This is a genomic window from Streptococcus cristatus ATCC 51100, assembly GCF_000222765.1.
In the GTDB taxonomy this organism is placed as follows: Bacteria; Bacillota; Bacilli; order Lactobacillales; family Streptococcaceae; genus Streptococcus; species Streptococcus cristatus.
Window position 1 is genome coordinate 26,241 of sequence record NZ_AFUE01000010.1, and the last position, 25,782, is coordinate 52,022.

Genomic DNA, 25,782 nt, shown 5'->3' on the forward strand with positions numbered 1-25,782 from the left:
ATCTGGGGTTTTTTGTCGTCTTTTAAACTTTTGTAACCAAAATGACTTTCTATTCGTTATACTAGTAGAAAGGGGGAAGAATAGAAAAGTATTGAATAGAGAAAAGCAGTTTCAAATGAAAAGTAGCAGCTGCGAGCTTTGGATTAGAAAGGCTTTTTTGTTATTCTTTTTAAAGAAGTGCAAATAATGAGAGATGTTAGGAGAAGTTGTGGGGAGGTGAGATTATCAAACTGGATGAATACGAAAACATCTTGATTGGCTTTGCCCGAGAGATTGTTTTCTACTTGCAAAAGTCAGGAGCTTCTAAGGCCGAGGCAGAAGATGTGGTGCAGGATGTTTTTGTCAAAATGTTAGAGACTGATCTGGTCATCCCAGCAGAGAAGATGCGAGCTTGGATGTATCGGGTTTCCATCCGCCGCTATATCGATCGCTATAGGCGCGATCAGCATTATCTAGAAATTTTGCAAAAGGAATTTTTCAAACAAGATGTGATTCAACCATTTGAAAACGACCATTATGAGCTGTTGAGGTCGACGATAGAAGAGCTCCCAACTAAGGAAGCAATGCTTTTAGATCTTTATTATTTCCAAAATTTTACAGTAAAGGAAATCGCTCAAATTATGTCGTATTCTGTAAGTAAAGTGAAAGTACAACTCATGCGTAGCCGAATTAAGCTCCGCCATAAATTGGAAAAGAAAGGATATAAAAATGGAAACATTTGAAATTTTAGCGAAGAAAAGTAAAAGAAAACGACTTTGGAAGACAGTTGCCATCAGTAGTCTTGTCTCCTTAGCTTTATTGCTTTTACTAGGAAAGGGATTGATAGAATTAGCCTCTAGTAATGGTCGAAATTTGCAGAAAGAGTACGAAGTTATGTCGGAAATCGCCTACCCTAATGTTGACTATGACAGTCTTTACTACACTCAAAATTCTTTGTTTTCAGGAACCTTACATTCTGATCGTTTCAAAGATTTAGATGGAGTGAAGGTGGCTTATCCTTCCTATGAGGGGAATTATTCACTCATAGGTGCTTTTAGAGATCCGACTGCGGAAGGGACTTATTTGTCTCTCTCAGGAACCTATACGCGAACCCTGCGTCAAAAATATCCGGTCTTCTACAATATTAATGCCAAGGGGACAAAGGATAGTAATTCTATGCCTAAGGAGTTGGCTTCTGTTAAAGAAATGCCAAATCAATTGGTGGAAGTAGCTTTGACTTTTGATAAAGCTTATACCTATAAGGAAATCCAGAAGCTGATACCGAACAACCTCAAGATTAACTGGTACTGGATTGGCAGCCAGTCAGAAGATGGTGAAAAAGGTATTGAGCTGTTTTCCGATCCCCAGTTCACCTATGGAGCTAACGCTAGTCTTCTCTTTACTTATGACTTAGATTTTAGGAAGAAGGCAAAAGAGGCTAAGAAAGAGCAGCAGACTTTCTTGGATTATCTGAAAAAGGCAGATAAAAATCTTTTCCCAAGTCTTAGTGGGTACAACATGTATAATGATGTTGAGGCCTATCTAAAGAAATTTGGTCAGTTAGATATTCGTGAAGCAGAAAATCGGGATCAATTAACTTTCTCCGGTGTCATCCTGACAGGAAAAGCTGAAAATTTCACTCAATTAGAAGGAAAAGAGTGGATTTATGCTTCGAGTATCGGTGCTTCCGTTCCCAATCAGCCTTACTATAAGCTAGATAAGGAATAATTGACAAAAAATGTGTAAAAGGCTTGCATTTTCAGTAAAATTTGATAAAATAGTAAGGAAAGTTAGACTGTATTGCCTACTGTCTATCTATAAAATATATTTTATTGGAGGCTTTTACTCAAATGGCAAAAGAAAAATACGATCGTAGTAAACCACACGTTAACATTGGTACTATCGGACACGTTGACCACGGTAAAACTACTTTGACTGCAGCTATCACAACTGTATTGGCACGTCGCTTGCCTTCATCAGTTAACCAACCAAAAGACTATGCGTCTATCGATGCTGCTCCAGAAGAACGCGAACGCGGTATCACTATCAACACTGCGCACGTTGAGTACGAAACTGAAAAACGTCACTACGCTCACATCGACGCTCCAGGACACGCGGACTACGTTAAAAACATGATCACTGGTGCCGCTCAAATGGACGGAGCTATCCTTGTAGTAGCTTCAACTGACGGACCAATGCCACAAACTCGTGAGCACATCCTTCTTTCACGTCAGGTTGGTGTTAAACACCTTATCGTCTTCATGAACAAGATCGACTTGGTTGATGACGAAGAATTGCTTGAATTGGTTGAAATGGAAATCCGTGACCTCTTGTCAGAATACGACTTCCCAGGTGACGATCTTCCAGTTATCCAAGGTTCAGCTCTTAAAGCTCTTGAAGGTGATACTAAGTACGAAGACATCATCATGGAATTGATGAACACTGTTGATGAGTACATCCCAGAACCAGAACGTGATACTGACAAACCTCTTCTTCTTCCAGTCGAAGACGTATTCTCAATCACTGGTCGTGGTACAGTTGCTTCAGGACGTATCGACCGTGGTACTGTTCGTGTCAACGATGAAATCGAAATCGTTGGTATCAAAGAAGAAATCCAAAAAGCAGTTGTTACTGGTGTTGAAATGTTCCGTAAACAGCTTGACGAAGGTCTTGCAGGGGACAACGTAGGTGTACTTCTTCGTGGTATCCAACGTGATGAAATCGAACGTGGTCAAGTTATCGCTAAACCAGGTTCAATCAACCCACACACTAAATTCAAGGGTGAAGTTTACATCCTTACTAAAGAAGAAGGTGGACGTCACACTCCATTCTTCAACAACTACCGTCCACAGTTCTACTTCCGTACAACTGACGTTACAGGTTCAATCGAACTTCCAGCAGGTACTGAAATGGTAATGCCTGGTGATAACGTAACTATCGACGTTGAGTTGATCCACCCAATCGCCGTTGAACAAGGTACTACTTTCTCTATCCGTGAAGGTGGACGTACTGTTGGTTCAGGTATGGTTACTGAAATCGAAGCTTAATTCGATTTCGTTCCCAGATAACAATTATAAAATCAGACACGAAAAGTCTCGCTTCGGCGGGGCTTTTTCTTTTTGAGAAAGCCTTTTTCTCGCAAACATGATATAATGTTTTTATATTTTGTTGTTGAAAAGAGACGGTATGAAATTACTTTATACGGACATCCGCAGTCCTTTGACGGCGCATTTGGCTAAGCAAGCTCAGGACTTAGCAGCGGATGGCAAGCGGGTCTTTTATATAGCTCCCAACTCGCTTTCTTTTGAAAAGGAGAGAGCAGTTTTGGAGGCATTAGAAAATCACGCTTCTTTTGCTATTACGGTGACACGTTTTGCTCAGATGGCTCGCTATTTTGTCCTTAATAATGTTCAAGATGGACAGCCCTTGGACGACATTGGTCTAGGTATGCTATTTTATCGGATTTTATCGGAAATGGATGACCGAGAACTAAAGGTTTATGGGCGGATCAAGAAGGATGCACAATTTATCCAGCAACTGCTAGACCTTTATCATGAGCTTCAGACAGCCCAGATGACTTTTACGGATTTGAACTATCTAGAAGAGCCAGAGAAGCGCGAGGATTTACTCAAGATTTTCACGGCCTTTTCTGCTGCTCTTCAGGCAGGAAATTATGATGCGACCTCTAAACTCACGATTTTTGCCCAGCATATTCTAGCTGGAGATTTGGATGGGGAATTGGCTAATCTCGCGCTGGTTATCGATGGCTTTACACGCTTCTCAGCAGAGGAGGAATATCTAGTAGATTTGCTGCATCGCAAGGGAGTGGAGATTGTCATTGGCGTTTATGCTAGTCAAAAAGCCTACCGGACATCCTTTCGTGAGGGCAATCTTTATCAGGCCAGCGTGGACTTTTTGCTCAAGCTGGCTCAAACCTATGAGGTCAAGCCAGTGTATCTAGCGGGAGATTCGATTCAGTCGGATGATGCCTTTGGCAAGATTTCCAAGATTTTAGAGAGTCGCTATGATTTTTCTGAAACCCATGTGGAATTGACTGCGGAGGATCGCTTTCACGTAGAGATTTGGTCGGTGCGCAATCAAAAAGAAGAACTGGAATATGTGGCCAAGTCCATCCGTCAGCGGCTCCATGATGGCGCCCGCTACAAGGATATCCGGCTGCTTTTGGGTGATGTGGAGGCCTACCAGCTCCAGCTGAAGACCATTTTTGCCCAGTATCAAATTCCATTTTATTTAGGGCGGTCTGAGCCCATGTCCCAGCATCCCTTGGTCCAGTTTTTAGAGTCACTGGAACGGTTGAAACGCTATAATTTTCAGACAGAAGATTTACTCAATCTCCTAAAAACTGGCCTTTATGGTAGCTTGCGTCAGGAGGGGCTGGATAGTTTTGAACAGTACCTTCGCTTTGCGGAAATTAAAGGAGCAGCCAAGCTGGGGAGAGATTTCACCATCAACCGTCAGGAGAAATTTGACCTAAAGCGGCTCAATGTCATGCGTCGCAGTCTTATCACGCCTCTGTTGGATTTTTTCAAATCTCGCAGTCAGACTGTGGCTGGTCTCTTGGATAAATTTACCAGCTTTATCAAAGAAGTTCGCTTGGATGACAATCTGATGGGGCTGCTGGAAGGTGCAAGCCAGCAGGAAGTGGAACGGCAGGAGGAGGTCTGGAAGACTTTTTGCCATGTCTTGGAGCAGCTTGCTCAGGTGTTTGATGGTAGCAAGCTCAAGATCGATGATTTTCTGGCTCTGATTCTGTCTGGTATGCTTCTGGCTAAATACCGAGTTGTACCAGCGACAGTGGATGTGGTGACGGTTCAGTCCTATGATTTGATTGAGCCCATGGCTGCGCCTTATGTCTATGCCATCGGGCTGACGCAGGAGCGCTTGCCCAAGTTAGCTCAAAATAAAAGTCTGCTCAGTGACGAAGAACGTCAGAAATTAAACCAAGCAACTGGGGACGAGTCAGAGTTGCAGGTAGCTAGCAGTGAAAATCTCAAGAAAAATCGCTTTGCAGCGCTATCCTTGCTTAATTCAGCGACAGAAGATTTGGTCTTGTCTGCTCCTGTCTTGACCAATGAAGTAGAGGATGCTATGTCTTCCTATTTGACGGAGCTGGAAATAGCGCCTATTTCCCTACCCATCATCAGCAAGCAACCACAGGCTAGTAGCGACGATATTGGGACTTATCGGGCTCTGTTGGCGCGCGTGATTGACCTCTATCAGGAGGATATTGACCGCGAATGGACACCGGAGGAGCAGACATTCTGGGCGGTGGCCATCCGAGTTTTGCGTAAGAAATTGGTAGCTGAAGGGATTTCTATTCCCCAGATCAGCAAGGAGTTGAAAACGGAGCCTCTCAAGTCGGAAACCCTTCAGGCTCTGTATCCTTCAGAGCAGCCATTGAGATTATCAGCCTCTGCTCTCAATGAATACTTTAAAAACCAGTATGCCTATTTCCTTAAATATGTCCTGCGGATACAGGAGGAGTGGACCATTCAGCCGGATGCGCGCAGTCACGGGATTTTCCTCCACCGAATCTTTGAAAAGGTTATGCAGGAGCACTTGGAGCAGGATTTCGACACTCGCTTGCATCGGGCTATGGAGGAGACTAGCTGGGAGGCTGAGTTTGAGTCTATCTATGGTGAAAATGGGGAGACCCAGTTTGCCCGCCGTTTGCTATTGGACACGGCTCAGGCCACTGGTCGTATCTTGGCTCAGTCGGATGGGCTGGAGGTCATCGGTGAGGAGACTGACTTTGGTCGGGGTGATCGGCCTTTCTTGCTTTTGGACAATGGCAGAGCTCTTCAAGTTAGCGGTAAGGTGGACCGAATTGATCGTCTGAAGGAGACGGGGAGTCTGGGAGTCGTGGATTACAAGTCTGGCGATACCAAATTCAGCTTTGAGAAGTTCTTTAATGGGCTTAATTCCCAGCTGCCGACCTACCTAGCAGCTATCCGAGAAATGCCAGAATACCAAGAGGACAAGGGAATTTTCGGTGCCATGTACCTACAGATGACAGAGCCTCTAGCTAGCTTAAAGGAGACCAAGGCGCTGGACGAGGCAGTGAAACAGGTCATGAAAAGTCAGGTCTATAAAGGCCTCTTTCTGGCTGACCAAGCCAAGGACTTGGGCGCTAACTATGAGAAAAGCAAGGTTAATCTGCTGACTAAGGAAGAATTGAAAGTGATTCTGGCCTACAATGCCTATCTCTATCAGCAAGCAGCAGAAGGCATTTTAGCTGGTCGATTTGCCATCAATCCTTATACAGAAAATGGGCGCAGCATTGCCCCTTACGTGGACCAGTTTAAGGCCATTACAGGATTTGAAGCCAATCTCCATCTGGGGCAGGCTAGACAGCTGACAAAGCTAAATCTTGAGCAGTACGAAAAACGACCGACAGGTGAGAAGCTACGGCAAGCCTGGCTAGAAAAAATCAAGGAGGAGTTGGATAAATGAGACGGATTCCCTTTTTAAACGAGCAGGATATCCTAGTCAAGCAAGCTGAGGAAGCTGCCTCTGACAAGCCTCAAAAGCGCACACCAGAGCAGATCCAGGCTATCTACTCCTCTGGTCAGAATATTCTCGTTTCGGCTTCGGCTGGCTCTGGTAAGACCTATGTTATGGTTCAGCGGATCATTGACCAGATTCTCAGAGGTGTGGAGGTCAGCCAACTCTTCATCTCCACCTTTACTGTTAAGGCGGCAGGTGAGCTCAAAGAACGGCTGGAGAAGGAGATGAGTCTGGTAATTAAGGAGACGCAAGATCAGGAACTCCGCCAGCATCTGGCTCAGCAGTTGGCTGAGATTGCCAATGCAGATATTGGTACCATGGATGCTTTTACCCAGAAAGTAGTCAATAAGTACGGCTATTTGCTGGGGCTGGCACCGCATTTTCGGATTTTACAGTCGGCCAGTGAGCAGCTCATTCTGCAAAATGAAGTCTTTGACCAGCTTTTCGATACCTACTATGAGAGTGATCAGCAGGAATTATTCAGTCGCTTGGTCAAAAATTTCACTGGTAAGCGCAAGGACATTTCTGGTTTCCGCCAGCAGATTTATAGTATTTATAGCTTTCTCCAGTCTACCAGCAATCCACGGAAATGGTTGGAAGATACTTTTCTTCTAGGCTATGAAACCAGTGATTTTGGAGCAGAGCGGGAGCGAATTCTCTCTGAGGCTAGGCAGTCTTTGCTGGATTTGGAAGATTTTTTCCAGAGCCATTTGGCTCATGAAGGTCAGGCATTTGCTGGGGCTAAGTATCAGGAAAATATTCAGGCAGCCTTAGATATCTTGGCTGAGCTGACAGAGCAGACTGGATCTGAACAGTTGCTAGACTTGATTCAGCGCTTTTTAGAATTGGCCAAGACCTCTAACCATCAGGCTTTTACTGCCCGAGTTGGTAAAAATGCAGACGAGCTCAAAAAAGAGATAGCCCAAGCCTATAATGAAGCCCGTAAGCCCTTGATAGAGCGAATTAAAGAGCTGGATGTCCGCCTCTACCATCTGAACTTTATGGAGCAGCATCAATCGGAAGCTCTTCCTCTATTGGATTTGTTACGCGATTTTGTCCGAGATTTCTCACAAGCTTATTTGGAGCGCAAGGTAGCAGAAAATGCCTTTGAATTTGGTGATATCAGCCATTTTGCAATTGAGATTTTAGAAAATTATCCAGAAGTGCGGCGTTTTTATCAAGATAAGTACCATGAGGTCATGGTCGATGAGTATCAAGACACCAACCATACTCAGGAGCGAATGCTGGAATTGCTGGCTCGAGAAAATAATCGCTTTATGGTTGGCGACATTAAGCAGTCCATCTATCGATTCCGTCAGGTAGATCCGCAGATTTTTAACGATAAATTTAAACTCTATCAGGCCGATCCTAGTCAGGGCAAGCTGATTATCCTCAAGGAAAATTTCCGCAGTCACATCGAGGTGCTGGAAGCGACCAATGATGTCTTTAAACGACTCATGGACGAGGAAATCGGCGAGATTGATTACAATGAGACCCACTACTTGGTGGCGGGAAATCCAGCCAAACGGGAGCCAAATCCAGCCAATCAAGCGGAATTTCTCCTTTATGATGGCAGTGCCGATAGCGAAGAAGAGGATTCTGACCAAGGTCTGCCCAGCATTTCAGCGGGTGAGGTGGCCTTGGTAATCAAAGAAATTATCCGACTTCATAATCAAGAAGGAGTGGATTTCAAGGATATTACCTTGCTGACAGCTTCGCGGACCCGCAATGATCTGATTTTGGCAGAGTTTGACAGGCATCATATCCCGATTGTGCCTGATGACGGCGAGACCAATTATCTCCAGTCAGTAGAGGTTATGGTGATGCTGGATACCCTGCGGACCATTAACAATCCTCTCAATGACTATGCCCTGACCGCTCTCCTAAAGTCGCCAATGTTTGACTTTGATGAGGATGAATTGGCTCGGCTAGCCTTGCAAGCCTCCAGTACCAAGTCTATGGAAAATCTCTACGAAAAGCTGAGGAATGCTCTGGCTGATCAAGGTCTGGGACCTCAGCTCATCCATGGTGAATTGCGTAAGAAACTGCAGCACTTCCAGGAAACGCTGAATGACTGGCGCAGCTATTCCAAGACCCATTCTCTCTATGATTTAATCTGGAAGATTTATCAGGATCGTTTTTACTACGATATGGTCGGGGCTCTACCCAACGGTGAGCAGCGTCAAGCTAATCTCTATGCCCTGTCCTTGAGGGCCAACGACTATGAAAAGTCGAGTTTCAAGGGGCTATCCCGCTTTATCAGCATGATTGACAGAATTTTGAAAAATGAGCACGATTTGGCCAGTGTCCCCCTGGCTGCTCCGAAAAATGCGGTCCAGCTAGTGACTATTCATAAGAGTAAGGGGCTGGAGTTCAAATATGTCTTTCTACTCAATATGGACAAGGCCTTCAACCGTCAGGATAGCAGCTCTGCTATTATCCTCAGCCGACAAAAGGGTATTGGAATCAAATATGTGGCTGATGTGGACCTTGAGGCTCAGGGTCCTCATGCGCCTAAGCAGATCCGTATTTCTATGGAGACCCTACCTTATCAGCAGAATGCCGAAGAACTCAAGCTGGCGAGCCTGTCTGAGCAGATGCGTCTGCTCTATGTGGCCATGACGCGGGCTGAAACCAAGCTCTATCTGGTCGGCAAGGGCAAGCAAGCTAAGCTCCAAGAGCGCAAGTGGGGGACTAGCCAAAATGGGCGCTTATCTAGCAGTCTTCGAAGCCAGCTGACTAATTTTCAGGATTGGCTCTATGCTATCCAGTCTGTGTTTGGAAAGGAAAATCTGGCTTATCAAACCCGCTTTGTGACTGATCAGGAGCTGACAGACGAACAGATTGGCTTAGTAGAGCAGGTTGATCCTATTCCAGTAGATGATTTGACGGGCAACCGTCAGTCAGAAGATATCCGCCGAGCTCTGGATATCTTGGAGAATGTAGACCGGCTCAACAGTCTCTATCAAGCGGCTATTGAATTGCCTAGTGTCCGCACGCCCAGCCAAATCAAGAAGTTCTATGAGCCAGTTATGGACTCAGAAGGGCTGGACATTATGGATGCGCCTCGAAGCCATCAGACTCAGCTGACTTTTGATTTGCCTGATTTTGGTAAGAAGAAGCAAGTCACGGGAGCCCAAATAGGTTCTGCTGTTCATGAACTCATGCAACGGATTCCGCTGGATCGTCCTATTACTAAGACTAGCATTCGTCAAGCCTTGGCTCAGGTTCAGGTAGATGCGGCAGTCAAGAAAGAGATTGATTTAGCGAAGATTGAGGCCTTTTTCGCTACAGAACTAGGTCAGCTAATCCAGCATCAGTCCAATCATCTCCATCGGGAAGCACCTTTTGCCATGCTCAAGCAGGATCCAGCAAGTGGTCAAGACTTTGTCGTTCGGGGAATCTTGGATGGCTACCTGCTCTTTGATGATCACATTGTCCTCTTTGACTATAAGACTGACCGCTATCATGATCCGGCAGAGTTGGTGGAGCGTTACCGAGCTCAGCTGGACCTCTATGCTGAAGCACTCAGCCGTTCCTATGGTCTTAGCCAAGTAGACAAATATTTGATTCTACTAGGAGGGACTGAACTGCAGGTGGTCAAGGTGGACTAGTCTGCTTGTGAACGGAATAAATCCCAGCAAGAAAGGATATTACTAAGGGAAATGCTTAGTGGAAGGATAGGTACATGAATTAAGTACTAATCTTCCCTTGGCGTTTCCTTTTTTTGCTTCTTTTGGGTATAATAGAAGATATGAAAGTATTACTATATCTAGAAGGAAAGTCTGTTTTAGAAAAATCAGGTATCGGCCGTGCCTTGCAGCATCAAATGCATGCACTGGATCTGGCAGGAATTCCTTATACCACAGATGTTTTAGGAGATTATGATGTCGTGCACATCAACACTTACGGACCTCGTAGTTTACTTCTTCTTCACGCGGCTAAGCGGGGAGGCAAAAAAGTAATCATGCACGGACATTCGACCAAAGAAGACTTTGAAAATTCTTTTATTGGCTCCAATCTTTTTGCGCCCTTATTTGGCAAATATCTAGCGCACATGTATAAAATGGCGGACTTTATCATTACTCCGTCTGAGTATTCAAAAAAATTGATTGAGTCCTACGGTGTGACGACACCCATCATGGCTGTCTCAAACGGCATTGACCTGTCGAAATACAAGAAAGATGAACGCAAGGAAGAAGTCTTTAAAAAACATTTTCAGATTGCAGAGGGACAGAAAGTCGTAATTTGTGCCGGCCTTTATTTCAGACGAAAAGGAATCGAAGACTTTGTCGAAGTAGCTCGCAGAATGCCAGATGTCCGCTTTATCTGGCTGGGCTCTATCAATCTCTGGATTATTCCGCGCAAGATTCGAAATCTTGTCCTTTATAATCATCCTGAAAACGTAGAATTTCCGGGTTATTTCAAAGGTGCAGTTTTCCAAGGAGCCATGTCAGGCAGCGATGCCTTCTTTTTCCCGTCTTATGAAGAGACTGAAGGGATTGTGGTCTTAGAAGCGCTGGCCAGCGGCCAACACGTAGTTCTGCGTGATATTCCTGTTTATAATGGCTGGATTGATGAGGAGTCGGCGGAGCTTTGTCATAATGTAGATGAGTTTGTCGAATCGCTGCGTAAGGTTCTTGACGGAAAAGTAGATAAACGTGAAGCAGGCTATCGTGTTGCGGAGAGTCGCTCCATTGATGACGTCGCGCTTCAATTAGTCAAGGCTTACCAAACAGTTTTGGAGATGTGATATGCGGATTGGTCTTTTTACAGATACCTATTTTCCTCAGGTTTCCGGGGTGGCGACGAGCATTCGCACCCTCAAGACTGAGCTAGAGAAACTAGGTCACAAAGTCTTTATTTTTACTACGACGGACAAGGATGTCAATCGTTATGAAGATTGGCAGATTATCCGTATTCCCAGCGTGCCTTTCTTCGCTTTTAAGGATCGGCGCGTGGCTTATCGTGGCTTTTCCAATGCTTTAGAAATTGCTCGCCAGTATCAGTTGGACATTATTCATACCCAGACAGAGTTTTCGCTGGGTCTCTTGGGCATCTGGATTGCCAAGGAACTACGGATTCCAGTGGTTCATACCTACCATACCCAATATGAGGATTATGTGCATTATCTTGCCAAGGGCATGGTGATTCGTCCGAGTATGGTCAAGTACATCGTGCGTGGTTTCATGAGCGATTTGGATGGTGTCGTTTGTCCTTCTGAGATTGTTTATGACCTTTTGGTTGGTTATAAAATCAAGGCGGAAAAACGGGTCATTCCAACAGGAATCGACTTGGCCAAATTTGAGCGCCCAGAACTCTCACGGGAAGACATCAAGAAACTACGCTTTAAGCTGGGAATAGCAGAAGATGAAGTCATGCTGCTCAGTTTATCAAGAATTTCCTACGAGAAAAATATCCAAGCGATTGTTGAAGCACTACCGATGGTTTTGGAAGAAAATGCCAAGGTGAAGTTGGTCATTGTCGGAGATGGGCCTTATGCTGAGGACTTAAAAGCCTTGGTAGCCCAGCTTCATATTGAGGATTCAGTCATTTTTACAGGAATGATTGCGCCGAGCGATACGGCTCTCTACTATAAGGCAGCAGATTTCTTTATTTCGGCTTCAACCAGTGAGACGCAGGGGCTGACTTATCTGGAAAGTCTAGCCAGCGGTACCCCCATCATCGCCCATGGCAATCCTTATCTGGACAATGTAATCAGCGATAAAACCTTTGGTACGCTTTATTACGAGAGTCGGGATTTGGCGGGAGCTATTTTGGAGGCCATTTTGGCAACACCAGATATGGACGAGAAAAAGCTAGCCGATAAATTATACGAGATTTCCGCTGAGAATTTTGGTCGTCGTATCTATGAATTCTATTTGGATTTGACCATTAGCAAGGATTTTCATAATGATCTCAATCCTGAAGAAACGATGGCCAAACGCTTAGCCAAGACAATTGTCTATTTACCAGGAAAAATCATGTCACTGCCGGTCAACAGCTCAACTAGGATGATAAAAGCATCTAAGAAGCAGATTAAGAATATTCGGAAATATTGGGAATAAACTTTCTCATAAGGCCTAATGAACGGAGGTGCTCTTATGAAAGTCAATAAAAAAGAAATTTTCTTTTTGCTCCCCCTTTTCTTTTTCTATTTTGTCTTTTATATACTGTTACGATATGTGCCCATGGATTCCATCTTAAGTAAGGGGCTGGTAGTTGGAAATGTTCTCATCTACTCTCCTCTTGCGACCCTGTTGGTGTCCTTGCTCTATGCAGCTTTTTATGGGTTTTCTCTGCGCTTTTCTTTCTTGGTTGCTCTCTTATTTTTCCTGACTATTTTCACCTTTGGGGAGTGGATTCCTCTTTATCATGCCGCCTATTTCCTATGCTCACTAGCTGGAAATGGTTTAGGACACTTGATTTATCTATTTAGTAGGAAAAATAGCAGAGCTGAAAACCAATAAAAGTTCTTGCAAATTTTTTCAATCGTGCTATAATAATTTTTAGAGACATATCACCTGCAGAAAATCTTTTAGAGAGCGCGTGGAGCTGGAAATCGCGTAGAGGATGCAGTTGGGACTACTCTACTGGCTTTTATGAAAACATAAAACGGTGGCTACGTTAGAGCCAATCAGAGGTGTAGGTCTTTTTGACTTGCATAAATGAAGGTGGAACCACGTTACGACGTCCTTTCGAGGATGTCGTTTTTTTATATGGAGAATAGTTACGACAAAGTTAAAATGAATTTAGCTAAGAGCTGAATGAGGTGATAGATTTGAAGAAATATTTATCTTGGATGATGACTTGTACCTTCCTATTAGTCTATGTTTGGCTAATGAAAACTCTTAGCCTATGGGGAACGGAAAATATTGTCGTCTTTTCATTTTTTCTACTCATTCCTCTCTTGCCATTTCTTGCTCCCTTTCTTGGTATCTTAATGTTTTTCAACAACAAGAAACTCATTATAACAGGATATCTTTTAAGTTTGACAGCTGCTATCTATTTGGTCAATGCGATAAAAAGTTATCCAATAAGGATATATATGAGGGGTGAGATGACTCAGGAGGAATATTTGTCTCTCATTCTTTCTTTGGTAGGCTATCTATTTATTTCTATGCTTTTCTTTATTTTTAGAATGAAAAAGCTAAAATGAAATTGATTGTTATCATTCTTTGTTGATAGCTGGTTTCCCAGTTCTTCAAAACTCAGTTATAAAAATATGATAAAATTTTAAGGAGAAAACCATGATTAAGATTACTTTCCCAGATGGCGCTGTTCGTGAATTCGAATCTGGCGTTACAACTTTTGAAATTGCTCAATCTATCAGCAATTCCCTCGCTAAAAAAGCCTTGGCTGGTAAATTCAACGGCAAACTCATCGACACGACTCGTGCTATCACTGAAGATGGAAGCATCGAAATCGTGACACCTGATCACGAAGATGCTCTTCCAATCTTGCGCCACTCAGCGGCTCATTTGTTCGCCCAAGCAGCTCGTCGCCTTTTCCCAGATATTCACTTGGGTGTTGGGCCAGCTATCGAGGATGGTTTCTACTACGATACGGATAATCAAGCTGGTCAAATCTCCAACGAAGACCTTCCGCGTATCGAAGAAGAAATGAAGAAAATCGTTAAAGAAAACTTCCCATCAATTCGTGAGGAAGTAACCAAAGACGAGGCACGTGAAATCTTCAAGAATGACCCTTACAAATTGGAATTGATTGAAGAACACTCAGAAGACGAGGGTGGTTTGACTATCTACTGTCAAGGTGAATATGTGGACCTCTGCCGTGGCCCTCACGTGCCTTCAACAGGTCGCATCCAAATCTTCCACCTTCTCCATGTAGCTGGTGCTTACTGGCGTGGAAATAGCGACAATGCTATGATGCAACGGATCTACGGAACAGCTTGGTTTGACAAGAAAGACTTGAAGAATTACCTTCAAATGCGCGAAGAAGCCAAAGAACGTGACCACCGTAAACTTGGTAAAGAGCTTGACCTCTTCATGATCTCTCAAGAGGTTGGTCAAGGACTTCCATTCTGGTTGCCAAACGGAGCGACTATCCGCCGTGAATTGGAACGCTACATTGTCGACAAGGAGTTGGCTTCTGGCTACCAACACGTTTACACTCCACCACTTGCTTCAGTAGAGCTTTATAAGACTTCTGGTCACTGGGATCATTACCAAGAAGACATGTTCCCAACTATGGACATGGGTGACGGGGAAGAATTCGTTCTTCGTCCAATGAACTGCCCACATCACATCCAGGTCTACAAACACCATGTTCACTCTTACCGTGAGTTGCCAATCCGTATCGCTGAAATTGGGATGATGCACCGTTACGAAAAATCTGGTGCCCTCACTGGCCTTCAACGTGTGCGTGAAATGTCTCTTAATGACGGTCACCTCTTTGTTACTCCTGAACAAATCCAAGAAGAATTCCAACGTGCCCTTCAGTTGATTATCGATGTTTATGAAGACTTCAACTTGACGGAATACCGCTTCCGTCTCTCTCTTCGTGACCCTCAAGATACTCACAAGTACTTTGACAACGATGAGATGTGGGAAAATGCCCAAACTATGCTTCGTGCAGCACTTGATGAAATGGGTGTGGACTACTTTGAAGCCGAAGGGGAAGCAGCCTTCTACGGACCAAAATTGGATATCCAAGTTAAGACTGCCCTTGGAAAAGAAGAAACCCTTTCTACTATTCAGCTTGACTTCTTATTGCCAGAACGCTTCGACCTCAAATACATCGGAGCTGATGGTGAAGAGCACCGTCCGGTTATGATCCACCGTGGGGTTATCTCAACTATGGAACGCTTTACAGCTATCTTGATTGAGAACTACAAGGGTGCCTTCCCAACATGGCTCGCACCTCACCAAGTGACCCTCATCCCAGTTTCTAACGAAAAACATGTGGACTATGCATGGGAAGTGGCTAAGAAACTTCGTGACCGTGGTGTCCGTGCTGATGTGGATGAGCGCAATGAAAAAATGCAATTCAAGATTCGTGCGTCACAAACCAGCAAGATTCCTTACCAATTGATCGTTGGGGACAAGGAAATGGAAGACGGAACGGTCAATGTCCGTCGCTACGGTCAAAAAGAAACACAAACTGTTTCAGTTGATGAATTTGTAGAAGCTATCCTAGCTGATATCGCCAACAAATCACGTGTGGCTAAAGAAGATTAAAATAAGAAAGGCAAATTCGATTGAGGGAGCTCCTCAATAGGCTTTGCCTTTTCATTTTTTACAATTTTGTTAAACGTAATCCTCTCTTATCTCTGTGTTTTGTCTAATCCCATGAAAAATGATATAATAGAACAAAAGGACAGGGGAGAGAGATGTTAAAGAGAGATTTACTGAGAAATATTATCATTGTAACGGTATTTATTGCCATTCTGGTGGGATTACGCTTGTTTGTCTATACACCTTATCGCATCACCAAGCAAGATGCCAATTCTTTCTTAGCGGAAAATGATTTGGTCTTGGCGGATAAGACAGCCAAGCTTGCTCGTGGGGAATTTGCCCTCTATGAGGTCGATGGAAAAGAGTATGTCGGTCGTGTTATTGCTATGGAAAATGACAAGGTGACCTATATGGATAACTTGCTGTATCTGAACGATCAGGTGCAATCAGAGCAATATATCGAAAAGATGCGAGAGAAATATCTGGCTTCAGCTGCCAGTACGGGCTATTATACCCACGATTTTTCTATTGTTGACTTAAAAGGAGCGACTTCTGATACAATCCCTAAAAATTCTTTTCTCATCTTAAATGATCGGCGAGAAAATACAAAAGATAGCCGTGAGTTTGGTCTGATTAAAAAGGAGCATATTAAGGGCAGTGTAGAATTTCGCGTGTCTCCCTTGAATAAATTTGGTTTTATTGAAACGAAGTAGTAAAAAAACTAGGCTGGAAATTCCAACCTAGTTTTCTTTTTGAGATGTTTTCAGAGCTTCTTTGGTTTTCTTAAGCTCATTTTTTAATGAGAAGTTTTTGGGCATGCTGATGAGAAAGGTTGTAATAGAGCCTAGGAGGACAGAGACCAAAATCAAAATGATTAAGGGAAGTTTAAAGCTGAAAAGGATAAAGCTAACATTGACGCTCTGCATATTTGCTAAAGAAATACTAGCAACCAATAGGATGGTAATCAATAGCAGGATATAGTGCAATTTTTCTTTCATAACGATCTCCTAATTATTCAAATTCAGCCTTGCTCTTGATATCGCCATATTCTTCTTGAGTTTCTTGGGCTAAGATGTCCTCATAGGCTGCTAATTCAATGTTAGAGCCATACTTGTTTTTCAGAGCAGTAGTCACGAGACGGTAGGCCAGATTCGCATTGCGGGACAAGATGGGACCATGGAAATAGGAGCCGAAGACATTTTTGTAATGAACGCCTTCATTGCCGTCTTCTTGGTTATTGCCATTTCCATAAACGACCTTTCCCAGAGGTTTTTCATCGTCAGAGAGGAAGGTTCGTCCTTGGTGGTTTTCAAAGCCGTAGTAGGTCTCGTTAAATTCTTCGTTATGAATCTTAATGTCACCAATATAGCGATTCTTGACTTGGTTGAGAGTGTAGTGTCCCATGATGCCCAGTCCTTCGATTCGACGGCCAGACGCTTCGATATAGTATTGGCCTAGAAGTTGGAAACCGCCGCAGATAGCGAGCACAACGCCGTTGTCATTGATGAAATTTTCCAAAGTTTCCTTTTTAGCTGGCAAGTCACGAGCCACGATCGTTTGCTCATAGTCTTGACCTCCGCCAAAGAAGACGATGTCATAGCTATCCTTATCAAAGTCATCCTCTAGGGAGACAATATCAACCTCAACCCTAGCGCCTAGCTTTTCAGCTACATACTTGAGCATGAGGACATTGCCGTTGTCGCCATAGGTATTCATAAGGTCGCCGTAGAGATGAGCGATTTTTAAGTCATAGTGATAATCCTGGTTCTCAGGAGAAACGAGGGATCTATAAACCATTAGTTCATCTCCTTTCTGATTACTTGTCGTTCTGCCAGCAACTCGCGGAATTCCAGCATAGCGGTATAAGTAGCTAGGATGTAGGCATGCTTGGTTTCTTGTTCTTCAATCAACTTAAAGACTGCTTCCAAATCTTTGACTTCAGTAATCTGATCTGCTGGATAGCCTGTTACCCGCAGTCGACGAGCAATCTCAGAATGGCGAACTCCGCCTGCAAGGACCTGAGGGATATCCATCTCTAAAATTTTCTCAAAATCAGCATCCCAGATCCAGCTAGTATCAATACCGTCCGCATAGTTGGCATTGAGCAGGACAGATAGGCTAAAGTCAAAAGGTGCCAGCTCAATCATTTCCAAGGCTTGGGTTGCACCGACTGGATTTTTGATCAAGACCAAGGTACATTCCTTATCGCCAATTTTGAAAGTTTCCTGACGGCCAAAGACAGCTCGGCTCTTGTCAAAGCCAGCCTTGATAGTAGCCGGCTCAACTCCGAAGAACTGTGCAACTGACACAGCGGCCAAGGCATTGTAGATATTGTAGAGACCACCAATATTGATCTGATAGTCTTGTCCATCAATGGTAAAGACAGAGCGGTTGTGCTCAAGTGTCTTGAGAGCGGTCAGGCTGTAGTCTAGCTTAGGACGCTTGAAGCCACAGTCCTCACAGATGTAAGCTCCTAGATTTGCATAAGTATTGAGCTCGTACTTGAGGATATGCTCGCACTTAGGGCAGAGGATGCCCTCGGTATTGTAGTGCGCCAGCTTAGCCTGGCTTTTCTCCGTGTCGAAACCATAGTAGCGGACAGGATTTTTCAGGCTGACCGAGTTAAAGAGCGGACTATCGCCATTCATCAGCACAGTTGCTTCAGGAACCTTAGCCGCCGCATCCAAGATCATCTGATAGGTCGTGTAGATCTCACCATAGCGGTCCATCTGGTCTCGGAAAATATTGGTAAAGACGAAGAGGCTAGGCTTGATATAATCACAAATCCGAGATAGGCTGGCTTCATCGATTTCCAGTACAGCGATATTTTTGCCAGATTTGCCTTTTTTAGCAGTCAGGAAGGTTGTTGTAATCCCTGTAATCATATTGGCACCGCTAGGATTGGTCACCACTTCTCCGAAAGCTTCCTTGAGAATGCCCACCGTCAAAGCTGTAGTCAGAGTTTTTCCGTTTGTTCCTGTAATAACCACAACTTCGTAGTTCTTGGCTAAGTTTTGCAGAATGTTTTTGTCAAATGTGAGGGCAACTTTCCCTGGCAGAGTCGAGCCGCGTCCCATTTTGCTGAGAACAAAGTGGGAGGACTTGCCTGCCAAGAGGCCCAATGCTGTATTTATCTTCATAAGAAATATTTTATCATAAAAAAGTAAAGAAGGTTACAGAAAAATATCCTTAAAAGTGATATAATGGTTGAGAACCGTTTGTTTTTGACTGGGAGGGCCACTATGCAATGAATTTTCAACAACTAACCAATCTCCAATACTGGTCTAATGTATTCAGTAGTCCCTGGAGTATTTTAATCAACATTATTGATATTGCCTTAGTTACATGGATCTTATATCATTTTGCTAAAGCGATTGCCGGTACCAAGATCATGATTTTGGTTCGTGGGGCTTTAGTTTTTATTTTGGTGCAGATTCTGGCCAACATTATTGGATTGACGACGATTTCTTGGTTGATCAACCAGGTTATCACCTACGGGGTGATTGCGACGGTAGTGATTTTCTCACCAGAGATTCGGACTGGTCTTGAAAAACTGGGTCGAGCGACCGAAATTTTTTCTGCTGCTCCGGTCAGCAGTGAGGAGAAATTGATTCAAGCCTTTGTCAAGGCAGTGGCTTACATGAGTCCACGTAAGATTGGTGCCCTGGTGGCTATTCAAGGAACTCGAACACTGCAGGAATATATTGCGACTGGAATTCCTCTGGATGCGGATATTTCTGGGGAGCTGTTAATCAATATTTTCATTCCAAATACGCCCTTGCATGATGGAGCTGTTATTATCAAGGATAATAAGATTGCAGCTTCCTGTGCCTATTTGCCACTAACAGAAAGTACAGGTATTTCCAAGGAATTTGGAACTCGGCACCGGGCTGCGATTGGCCTTTCGGAAGTTTCAGATGCCTTTACTTTTGTCGTGTCTGAGGAAACAGGTGGTATTTCTACGACACATAATGGAGTTTTCAAGCACAACTTGAGCTTGAATGAGTTTGAGCTACAACTGCGGGAAGTCCTGCTATCAGACAAGCATGAAAAACTGAGTCTAAAGAATCGTTTACTAGGAGGATGGAAGAATGAAAGAAAGTAAAAAAATTCTTTATATTGTCTCCTCTTTATTCTTTGCGATAGTTTTGTTTATTTATGCGACCTCTAGTAGTTTTCAAAACAGTATCAGCATTCGACAAGTGACCTCGGAAACGTACAGCAATACGATTTCCAATGTTCCGATTGACATCAAGTACGATAGTGAACGTTACTTCATTAGTGGCTTCACTTCCGAAGCTAGCGTTGTTTTGACGGGGTCTAATAGAGTGACCCTAAGCAGCGAAATGCAAGAGAGTACACGGAAGTTTCATTGGGTAGCGGATTTATCCAATGCATCAGAAGGAACGGTCGAAGTGCAGCTGAAGGTGGAAAATCTACCAAGCGGCTTGTCTGCTACGGTCAATCCACAAAAGATTTCAGTCAAGATAGGCAAAAAAGCAAGCAAGAAAGTGCCAGTGAAGTATCTCATCACAGTCAGTCAGGTTGCGGAAAATATTTCTATCACAAATGTGAGCTTAGAGCACGAAGAAGTGACGGTGACCAGCGATGAAGAAACTTTGGAAAAAGTCAACTATGTCGCAGCAGTTTTGCCAAGCAATGTCACTATTTCAGGAAATTATAGTGGGGCAGCTTCCTTGCAGGCTATGGATGCCAATGGGAATGCTTTGCCAAGCGTTGTGACACCGTTTGAAACAACGATGAAAGTTACGACAAAAATAACACATTCGAATTCGTCAAGCTCAAAATCGAGCTCAACTTCGAATTCATCTAGTAAATAAATGCAAGATTTGAAAGGAAAATTTTAAAAATGGGTAAATATTTTGGAACCGATGGTGTTCGTGGAGAAGCTAATGTGGAATTAACGCCGGAATTGGCCTTTAAACTGGGTCGTTTTGGTGGATATGTTCTGAGCCAACACGAAAGTGAAGTTCCTCGGGTATTTGTTGGCCGTGATACGCGCATTTCGGGAGAAATGTTGGAGAGTGCCTTGATTGCAGGTCTGCTTTCTGTCGGGATTCACGTCTACAAACTAGGTGTGATCGCGACTCCAGGTGTTGCTTACTTGGTCAAATCCGAAAAAGCCAGTGCGGGTGTCATGATTTCAGCTAGCCACAATCCTGCTCTCGATAATGGCATCAAATTCTTTGGTGGCGATGGTTATAAACTGGATGATGTACGCGAACTCGAAATCGAAGCTTTGCTGGACGCAGCAGAAGATACCCTTCCACGTCCAAGTGCAGAAGGTTTAGGAAAAGTCATGGACTATCCTGAAGGCTTGCGTAAGTACCAACAATACATCGTTTCAACTGGTTTAGATCTTGAAGGAATGCACGTTGCCCTTGATACGGCAAATGGTGCTGCTTCAACCAGTGCCCGTCAAATTTTTGCTGATTTGGGTGCCCAACTGACTGTTATCGGAGAAAATCCAGATGGTCTCAACATTAACTTAAATGTAGGCTCTACTCATCCAGAAGGCTTACAAGAAACAGTCCGTGAGTCAGGAGCAGCGATTGGTCTCGCTTTTGATGGCGATAGTGACCGTTTGATTGCCGTTGATGAAAAAGGTGATATTGTAGATGGTGACAAGATTATGTACATTATCGGCAAGTATCTTTCTGAAAAAGGCCAATTAGCTCAAAACACCATTGTAACGACCGTTATGTCCAACCTTGGCTTCCACAAAGCCTTAGAGCGGGAAGGCATCAATAAAGTAGTGACTGCTGTTGGTGACCGCTATGTGGTAGAAGAAATGCGCAAGAACGGCTATAATCTAGGTGGCGAGCAGTCTGGACATGTCGTTATCATGGATTATAATACTACTGGTGATGGTCAATTGTCAGCGGTGCAATTAACCAAAGTGATGAAAGAAACTGGCAAGAGCTTGTCTGAACTTGCAGCAGAAGTAACTATTTACCCACAAAAATTGGTTAATATCCGCGTCGAAAATGCCATGAAAGATAAGTCTATGGAAGTACCAGCTATCAGAGACATTATTGAAAAAATGGAAACTGAAATGGCAGGAAACGGCCGCATCCTTGTCCGCCCAAGTGGAACAGAGCCGCTTCTGCGTGTTATGGCTGAAGCGCCAACTCATGAAGAAGTGGACTATTATGTGGATACAATTGCGGATGTTGTCCGTGCTGAGATTGGCATCGACTAAAAAGCAAGATAAAATTCAAAAGATTGGAGAAAGTCCCTATTTGAGGCAAGTTCTTCAATCTTTTTTAGAAGTTTTTTGCTGACAGGGTGAAAACTCTCTTTTTCCTTTTCCTTTCGTAAATATTTGAAAAAGTGTGCTAATCGTGTTAAAATAGAGAGAGTAATCTTGGAATTGAGGTAATAAAGTGGCTTTTGGAGATAACGGACAACGTAAAAAAACTGGATTTGAAAAATTGACAATGCTGGTTATCGTAATCATGTTACTTGTAACGGTTGGTGCAATTTTTGCACAAGCTATCAGCGCAATCTTCTAATCCTAAACGCTGCAAGGCGTTTTTTTAGAGTAAAAAAGAAGCGAGAATTTATATGAGTATGTTTTTAGATACAGCCAAGATTCAGGTCAAGGCTGGCAAGGGCGGCGACGGCATGGTGGCTTTTCGCCGAGAAAAATATGTACCTAATGGCGGACCTTGGGGCGGCGATGGCGGCCGTGGTGGCGATGTGATTTTTGTCGTGGATGAAGGTCTCCGTACCTTGATGGACTTCCGTTACAATCGTCATTTCAAGGCTCAATCGGGCGAAAAAGGAATGACCAAGGGAATGCACGGCCGAGGAGCGGAGGATTTGATTATCCGTGTACCGCAGGGGACTACCGTGCGTGATGCTGAGACTGGCAAGGTGATTACAGATTTGATTGAGCACGGTCAACGTTTCGTCGTAGCGCATGGCGGCCGTGGCGGCCGTGGCAATATCCGCTTTGCTACACCTAAAAATTCTGCTCCGGAAATTTCTGAAAATGGGGAGCCGGGTCAGGAAAGAGAATTACTGCTGGAGCTAAAAGTGCTGGCTGATGTTGGTCTGGTCGGTTTTCCTTCGGTTGGCAAGTCAACCCTTCTGAGTGTGATTACATCAGCTAAGCCAAAAATCGGGGCCTATCACTTTACCACGATTGTGCCTAATCTGGGTATGGTTCGGACTCAGTCTGGAGAATCTTTTGCTGTAGCCGATCTGCCAGGATTGATCGAAGGAGCCAGTCAGGGAGTAGGCCTAGGCACCCAGTTTCTTCGTCATATCGAGCGGACACGGGTCATTTTGCATGTTATTGATATGTCTGCCAGTGAGGGGCGCGATCCTTATGAGGATTACCTTGCGATCAATAAAGAGCTGGAGTCCTATAATTTGCGCTTGATGGAACGGCCACAGATCATTGTAGCCAATAAGATGGATATGCCTGATAGCGCAGAAAACTTGAAAGAATTCAAGCAAAAATTGGCTGCCAACTATGATGAATTTGAAGAGTTGCCACAGATTTTCCCTATTTCTAGTCTGACCAAGCAGGGGCTTGCCACGCTCTTGGATGCAACGGCTGAGCTGCTGGATAAGACGCCTGAGTTTCTGCTTTATGAAGAATCTGATATGGAAGACGAGGCTTATTATGGCTTTGATGAAGAAGCGCCAGCCTTCGAAATCTCCCGTGATGATGATGCTACATGGGTGCTTTCAGGTGATAAACTAGAAAAACTCTTTACAATGACCAACTTTGACCGTGATGAGTCCATTATGAAATTCTCTCGTCAGTTGCGCGGTATGGGCGTTGACGAAGCACTTCGTGCGCGTGGTGCCAAGGACGGAGATTTGGTGCGCATCGGTAAGTTTGAGTTTGAATTTGTTGACTAAGGAGATATATAATGGGTGATAAACCAATATCTTTCCGAGACGAAAATGGCAACTTTGTCTCAGCAGCAGATGTTTGGAATGCAGAAAAGCTGGAAGAACTCTTCAACCGGCTAAATCCAAATCGCAAACTTCGCCTTGAGCGAGAAAAATTGAAAGAAAATCAATAGTTGAAACCAATCCTTTGAGATGAAGGAATGAGTGACAGTAGTCATGCTGCCTCATTCCAGATTTCAAAGGATTTTCTATTGGAAAAACAAAAAAACCAAATCCGATTTCTCGGAAATGGCTTTGTATCAACATTCTTTTTAATGTCAATACGGTTCTTATTTGAGACCGTATTTTTTGTTGAAACGATCCACACGTCCATCTGCTTGAGTGAACTTTTGACGTCCAGTGTAGAATGGGTGTGAGTCTGATGAAATTTCGACACGGATCAATGGGTAAGTTTCGCCTTCGAATTCAACAGTTTCGTTAGAACGCTTAGTTGAACCGCTAAGGAACTTGTAGCCAGTAGTAGTGTCCATGAATACAACAGGGCGGTATTCTGGGTGAATGTCTTTTCTCATTTTAAAAATTCCTTTCTGCCATGGTCTCTTTGCGAGCCATAGATTCGTTACTTTGATAGTTTATCAAATTCTAACTAATTTGACAAGTCTTTTGGGTGATTTTCTTACTTTTTTGCTCTTTCTTTTAATTTTTGATAAATTAAGTCAACCTCATCTTTGGAATAAGCATTAGCACCGCTGGCAAGTGGATGGCCGCCGCCATTGTGTTGCTTGGCAATTTCATTGATTGGAGTAAATTTACTGCGCATCCGCACGCGATAATGGCCGTCAGGTTGTTCGACAAAGATGGCCCACATCTGGACATCTTCGATCCGTCCGGGGGCAGCTACAATAGCTGAAGTATCAGCATCTGTCAGATGATTTTCTTTCAATAATTGCTGAGATAGGATAACGCGCGCAGCACCATTCTCATCAATTTCTAGATTATCGTAAACATAACCTTGCAGTTTGGCCACTTGATGCGTGATGGAGTCCATTTTTCGAGAAAGCTCTGAAAAATTAAAAGCGTATTGGCGAAGTTTGCCAGCTACCTCAAATGTGCGTGCAGTAGTCGCTGGATAGAGGAAGCGCCCGGTATCCCCAACAATGCCAGCATAGAGAAGTTTAGCGATATAGTCATTTGCTTCTAAGTGATTCTCGAAGGCAAAAAGAGCGATAATTTCGCTTGTACTACTAGCATCTGTATCAACCAGCAGCAAATCTCCGTAGGCATCATCGTTGGGATGATGGTCGATTTTAATCAAAAAGTCGCCCATGCTATAGCGCTGATCATCAATGCGGGGAGTGTTGGCTGTATCGCACACGATTACCAAGGCCTGCTCATAGTCCGCATCTGTCACCTCATCCATCTTTGCTAGCCAAGTAAGACTAGGCTCGTCGTAACCTGTTACTTTGATGGATTTTTCAGGAAAGTTGAGCTGGAGAAGTTTTTGTAAGCCGACTTGACTGCCAATTGCATCTGGGTCGGGGCGCATGTGGCGGTGGATGATAATTTTATCGTATTCCTTAATTTTTTTCAGAATTTTACTATAGATACTCATTGTAAACCTCTTAAACTTTCTCTAGTTATTGTAGCACAAGAATTTTTATTTTTAAAATAAAAAAGATGTGTTATAATGAATGAAGATTATAATTTGGAGGGAACTATGACCTTAGCGAAAATTGTATTTGCCAGTATGACTGGAAACACCGAGGAAATTGCCGATATTGTGGCGGATAAGCTAAGAGAACTAGATGTAGAAGTTGAAGTGGACGAGTGTACCACTGTCGATGCAGAAGATTTCTTGGAAGCGGATATTACGATTGTAGCGACCTATACCTACGGTGACGGTGAGCTACCTGATGAAATGATGGACTTCTACGAAGACTTATCTGGATTGGACTTGTCTGGCAAGGTCTATGGGGTAGTCGGTTCAGGCGATACTTTTTATGATGAATTCTGCAAGGCTGTTGATGACTTTGATGCTGTTTTTGCGGCTACAGGAGCAGTGAAAGGTTCAGAATGTGTCAAAGTAGATCTTTCTGCAGAAGAAGATGACATTGAGCGCTTGGAAGCATTTGCGGAAGAGTTGGTAAGTAAAGTTTAAAATGACAAAATGGAAAACGGCTGTGGC

Annotated in this window: 23 protein-coding genes and 1 pseudogene; 19 read left to right on the top strand and 5 right to left on the bottom strand. The window is 43.7% G+C overall.

Going from position 1 to position 25,782, the window contains the following annotated elements:
• Positions 1–251: 251 nt before the first annotated feature.
• From HMPREF9960_RS08980 to lepB, 12 genes and pseudogenes are all read left to right on the top strand, one after another.
• Entirely contained in the window at positions 252–722 is a 471-nt protein-coding gene (locus HMPREF9960_RS08980; protein WP_174263569.1) for an RNA polymerase sigma factor, read from the top strand.
• A complete protein-coding gene (locus HMPREF9960_RS08985) occupies positions 709–1,707 on the top strand; it encodes an anti sigma factor C-terminal domain-containing protein (RefSeq protein ID WP_005590657.1) in 999 nt (332 codons plus the stop codon). The genes HMPREF9960_RS08980 and HMPREF9960_RS08985 overlap by 14 nt, the downstream gene beginning before the upstream one ends.
• 122 nt (positions 1,708–1,829) lie before the next feature.
• Positions 1,830–3,026: an elongation factor Tu gene (gene tuf / locus HMPREF9960_RS08990; protein ID WP_005590656.1), complete on the top strand. Its 1,197-nt coding sequence runs from the start codon at positions 1,830–1,832 to the stop codon at positions 3,024–3,026.
• Between the two features lie 139 nt (positions 3,027–3,165).
• A complete protein-coding gene (rexB, locus tag HMPREF9960_RS08995; RefSeq protein WP_005590655.1) occupies positions 3,166–6,453 on the top strand; it encodes an ATP-dependent nuclease subunit B in 3,288 nt (1,095 codons plus the stop codon).
• A complete protein-coding gene (gene addA / locus HMPREF9960_RS09000) occupies positions 6,450–10,121 on the top strand; it encodes a helicase-exonuclease AddAB subunit AddA (RefSeq protein ID WP_005590654.1) in 3,672 nt (1,223 codons plus the stop codon). Before rexB ends, addA begins: the two co-directional genes overlap by 4 nt.
• Positions 10,122–10,261: 140 nt before the next feature.
• Positions 10,262–11,260, top strand: a complete 999-nt coding sequence (locus HMPREF9960_RS09005) for an LTA glycolipid anchor biosynthesis glycosyltransferase, IagA/BgsA family (RefSeq protein WP_005590653.1) — start codon at positions 10,262–10,264, stop codon at positions 11,258–11,260.
• A gap of 1 nt (position 11,261) precedes the next feature.
• Complete coding sequence (locus tag HMPREF9960_RS09010; protein ID WP_005590651.1) at positions 11,262–12,575, top strand: glycosyltransferase family 4 protein; 1,314 nt, start codon at positions 11,262–11,264, stop codon at positions 12,573–12,575.
• A 36-nt stretch (positions 12,576–12,611) separates the two neighbouring features.
• Positions 12,612–12,977, top strand: coding sequence for a hypothetical protein (locus HMPREF9960_RS09015; RefSeq protein WP_005592499.1), 366 nt, complete (start codon positions 12,612–12,614; stop codon positions 12,975–12,977).
• A gap of 136 nt (positions 12,978–13,113) precedes the next feature.
• Positions 13,114–13,237: pseudogene (locus HMPREF9960_RS10885) on the top strand (AAA family ATPase); the annotation flags it as partial.
• A 72-nt stretch (positions 13,238–13,309) separates the two neighbouring features.
• Positions 13,310–13,666 carry a hypothetical protein gene (locus tag HMPREF9960_RS09020; protein ID WP_005590649.1) on the top strand — a complete coding sequence of 119 codons (357 nt, stop codon included), beginning with the start codon at positions 13,310–13,312 and terminating at the stop codon, positions 13,664–13,666.
• A gap of 91 nt (positions 13,667–13,757) precedes the next feature.
• Positions 13,758–15,707, top strand: a complete 1,950-nt coding sequence (gene thrS, locus HMPREF9960_RS09025) for a threonine--tRNA ligase (protein ID WP_005590648.1) — start codon at positions 13,758–13,760, stop codon at positions 15,705–15,707.
• A 152-nt stretch (positions 15,708–15,859) separates the two neighbouring features.
• On the top strand, positions 15,860–16,417 hold the full coding sequence (lepB, locus tag HMPREF9960_RS09030) for a signal peptidase I (RefSeq protein ID WP_005590647.1): 558 nt from the start codon (positions 15,860–15,862) through the stop codon (positions 16,415–16,417).
• Positions 16,418–16,444: 27 nt separating this feature from the next.
• On the opposite strand, the gene HMPREF9960_RS09035 is transcribed toward lepB, so the two are convergent.
• The 3 genes from HMPREF9960_RS09035 to murT are packed head-to-tail and all read right to left on the bottom strand — an operon-like array spanning position 16,445 to position 18,844.
• Positions 16,445–16,702 carry a LapA family protein gene (locus HMPREF9960_RS09035; protein ID WP_005590646.1) on the bottom strand — a complete coding sequence of 86 codons (258 nt, stop codon included), beginning with the start codon at positions 16,700–16,702 and terminating at the stop codon, positions 16,445–16,447.
• Positions 16,703–16,715: 13 nt separating this feature from the next.
• A complete protein-coding gene (gatD, locus tag HMPREF9960_RS09040; RefSeq protein ID WP_005590644.1) occupies positions 16,716–17,501 on the bottom strand; it encodes a lipid II isoglutaminyl synthase subunit GatD in 786 nt (261 codons plus the stop codon).
• Positions 17,501–18,844, bottom strand: a complete 1,344-nt coding sequence (murT, locus tag HMPREF9960_RS09045; protein WP_005590643.1) for a lipid II isoglutaminyl synthase subunit MurT — start codon at positions 18,842–18,844, stop codon at positions 17,501–17,503. The genes gatD and murT overlap by 1 nt, the downstream gene beginning before the upstream one ends.
• Before the next feature lie 107 nt (positions 18,845–18,951).
• Between murT and cdaA the strand changes: the two genes are divergently transcribed.
• From cdaA to HMPREF9960_RS10625, 6 genes are all read left to right on the top strand, one after another.
• Positions 18,952–19,809, top strand: coding sequence for a diadenylate cyclase CdaA (gene cdaA / locus HMPREF9960_RS09050; protein ID WP_005590641.1), 858 nt, complete (start codon positions 18,952–18,954; stop codon positions 19,807–19,809).
• Complete coding sequence (locus HMPREF9960_RS09055) at positions 19,796–20,545, top strand: CdaR family protein (protein WP_005592511.1); 750 nt, start codon at positions 19,796–19,798, stop codon at positions 20,543–20,545. Before cdaA ends, HMPREF9960_RS09055 begins: the two co-directional genes overlap by 14 nt.
• A gap of 29 nt (positions 20,546–20,574) precedes the next feature.
• Entirely contained in the window at positions 20,575–21,927 is a 1,353-nt protein-coding gene (glmM, locus tag HMPREF9960_RS09060) for a phosphoglucosamine mutase (protein WP_005590639.1), read from the top strand.
• A 184-nt stretch (positions 21,928–22,111) separates the two neighbouring features.
• Positions 22,112–22,240 carry a DUF4044 domain-containing protein gene (locus HMPREF9960_RS10185; protein ID WP_005590638.1) on the top strand — a complete coding sequence of 43 codons (129 nt, stop codon included), beginning with the start codon at positions 22,112–22,114 and terminating at the stop codon, positions 22,238–22,240.
• 52 nt (positions 22,241–22,292) lie between these two features.
• Positions 22,293–23,603, top strand: a complete 1,311-nt coding sequence (gene obgE / locus HMPREF9960_RS09070) for a GTPase ObgE (RefSeq protein WP_005590637.1) — start codon at positions 22,293–22,295, stop codon at positions 23,601–23,603.
• A gap of 11 nt (positions 23,604–23,614) precedes the next feature.
• Positions 23,615–23,770 carry a hypothetical protein gene (locus HMPREF9960_RS10625; RefSeq protein WP_005590636.1) on the top strand — a complete coding sequence of 52 codons (156 nt, stop codon included), beginning with the start codon at positions 23,615–23,617 and terminating at the stop codon, positions 23,768–23,770.
• 156 nt (positions 23,771–23,926) lie between these two features.
• Here the strand turns inward: HMPREF9960_RS10625 and HMPREF9960_RS09080 are convergent, their stop codons facing one another.
• Both HMPREF9960_RS09080 and HMPREF9960_RS09085 read right to left on the bottom strand, forming a co-directional pair.
• Positions 23,927–24,169 (bottom strand): type B 50S ribosomal protein L31, encoded by a 243-nt coding sequence (locus HMPREF9960_RS09080; RefSeq protein ID WP_005590635.1) that lies wholly within the window; start codon positions 24,167–24,169, stop codon positions 23,927–23,929.
• A gap of 104 nt (positions 24,170–24,273) precedes the next feature.
• Positions 24,274–25,209, bottom strand: coding sequence for a DHH family phosphoesterase (locus tag HMPREF9960_RS09085; protein ID WP_005590634.1), 936 nt, complete (start codon positions 25,207–25,209; stop codon positions 24,274–24,276).
• 105 nt (positions 25,210–25,314) lie between these two features.
• On the opposite strand from HMPREF9960_RS09085, the gene HMPREF9960_RS09090 reads away from it, so the two are divergent.
• A complete protein-coding gene (locus HMPREF9960_RS09090) occupies positions 25,315–25,755 on the top strand; it encodes a flavodoxin (RefSeq protein WP_037586414.1) in 441 nt (146 codons plus the stop codon).
• Positions 25,756–25,782: the final 27 nt, after the last annotated feature.